Origin of the sequence: Synechococcus sp. OH2, assembly GCF_047462155.1 — a bacterium.
In the GTDB taxonomy this organism is placed as follows: domain Bacteria; phylum Cyanobacteriota; class Cyanobacteriia; order Thermostichales; family Thermostichaceae; genus Thermostichus.
Genome location: NZ_JANSIR010000081.1, coordinates 1 through 2,040, shown reverse-complemented (window position 1 = coordinate 2,040; position 2,040 = coordinate 1). Strand labels below are relative to the sequence as shown.

General features: G+C 64.4%; 2 protein-coding genes and 1 pseudogene. All 3 read left to right on the top strand.

Going from position 1 to position 2,040, the window contains the following annotated elements:
• Nucleotides 1–949: pseudogene (locus NW835_RS06905) on the top strand (hypothetical protein); the annotation flags it as partial.
• 18 nt (nt 950–967) lie between these two features.
• Complete coding sequence (locus NW835_RS06900) at nt 968–1,354, top strand: thioesterase family protein (protein ID WP_414366092.1); 387 nt, start codon at nt 968–970, stop codon at nt 1,352–1,354.
• Entirely contained in the window at nt 1,341–1,892 is a 552-nt protein-coding gene (locus tag NW835_RS06895; RefSeq protein ID WP_414378794.1) for a hypothetical protein, read from the top strand. Before NW835_RS06900 ends, NW835_RS06895 begins: the two co-directional genes overlap by 14 nt.
• Nucleotides 1,893–2,040: the final 148 nt, after the last annotated feature.

The window sequence follows — 2,040 nt, the reverse complement described above, 5'->3', positions numbered from 1 at the left end:
GGCGGGCACTCTGCCCCTGTTGACTGTTCCCGTTCGCGCCAGCGGGACAGAGTCCTCACCCGACAGCGAGGTGGAATCGAACCGGCTGCTGTCGGCCCTGGGGTCAGGAGTGGGATGGCTGGTGGCGATGGCGCTGGCCCTGGCTCTGGTGCGCAACGGGCTGTACCAGGATCCCTTTTGGGCGCTGCTGTACGGGGCGGGGGTGTTGCTCTCGTGGGCTCTACTGGCTTTGGAGAGCAGGATCCTGGCACCCGAGGGGAAAGAGGCCTTGCTCTGGCGGGCCTGTGTGAGCCTGACGCTGGTAGGCGGTGGGGCGCTGCTGGCACTGCGGCTGGGGGGATCCTACGGGGCGGCGCTGCTGGGGCTGGGGTGTCTGGCTTTTCCCAGCCGCTGGGGGGCGATGGCTGCCCTGTTTTTGTCGGCCCGACCCCTGCTGCAAAACCTGCTGCACCAGTTCAACCTGCAGGTGGCCGGGATCGACCTCACCCAGCCCTACGTATCGGCGGCGCTCTACTTGGGCATGGCGGCCATGGCCTTGGCTGCGCTTCTTGACTGGCTGCACGGGCTAGACAAACCCCTGCAAACCGGGGTCGGCCTGACGCTAGGCAGCCTGCTCCTGCCGCTGGGGGTGGGTTATTTCGTCCATGCCCAGCCGCAAGCAGCTTTCTTGCTGGCAGCCTTGATCACCGCCTTGATCTTGGCGGCGCTGCAGCCCATAGCCTTGAACCAAGAAGGGAGAAGGGCGACTTGGACGGGGATCCAAGCTTTGGGCCTGGCCACGCTCGCCATCCTCGGATCCAACCTCAGCCGCAACTGGACGGTGACGGGGTTCTATGCCACCCGCCTGGAGCGGGCCCTGGTGCTGGCGGCCAGCGTTGGGATCCTGGCTCTGTTCCTTTTGCTTGGGCAGGGCTGGCGCTGGTGGCAGTCCAGAACAGCGTCCCGCTAGCGTTGAGGTTCTAGGGTTGTGAAACTCCTTCCCCTCGGTACCCGTGGCACCTGGCAAGGGATCCCCGGCCCCGAGCAGACGGCTGAGGCCCTGGGCAACCCCGGCGTGAGGGTGATTGGATCCCCAGCTCTGTTGGCGCTGATCGAGCGATGTGGCCACAACACCTTGCAGCCTTTTTACGAGGGGGAAGAAGCGGCAGTCGGGATCCGCTTTGTCCTAGAACACTGCTCAGCAGCTGTGGTGGGGGATCCCTTGCAGGTGAAGGTTGAAGTCGTGGCAGTGGAGGGAAGGCGCGTTCAGTTTCAGGTGGAGATCGCGCAGCAGGGGCGGCTGGTGATGCAGGGATCCTATACCTGTCAGGTAGTCGATTTGCCCCGTTTTCTGGCCCGCTATGGGCTGGCTTGAGATCATCAAGTACCTGGCAGGGCTGCTGCTGGTCACTGGGTTGGGACTGTTTCTGTTCTGGCCACAACAGCTCCTGCTACGCTACCGCAAGCCTTGGCAAGGCCCCCTCGCCTGGAGCTGGAAATGGCGCGGGTGGGGGGGCTTGGCTCTGCGGGGCAGCCGTCGGGGTTGGGAATGGCGTTGCGGATCCCTCTGCGTTCGCGGGCATTGGCCAGCCCGGGTGGGCTGCCGTCTCTCCTTTGCCGACTGGCCTCGCTTCTGGCCCCTTCTGAAGCGGTTGGCCAAGGGGATCCAGATCCAGTCCTGGCAAGGTGGCCTAGAAATCGGCTTTGCCAACCCGGCCTTGACGGGGCAGTGCCTAGGGCTGTTGGCGGCCCTCCCTCCCTCGCTGGCCCGCCACCTTCGCTTGACCTTCACCCACACCGGCTGGCACGGACAGGGATCCCTGCTGCTTTGCTTTCGCGCTTGGCGAGTGCTGGGGCCGGCCTTGGAATTGGCATGGCTCATCCTGCGCAGCAGCCGCTCGAGAATCCGATAGAACTCAGCAGCACTCTTTTGTACTCTTGCAGCAGCCTAACGGGCAGCAGCGGATCCCTTCCCATCTAGAGCCACTTTTGCTGGGGATCGACAGCTCAGCTTTAACGTAAGGTGCGGAATTCCCCACCCGGGTGGGGATGGATAGCACC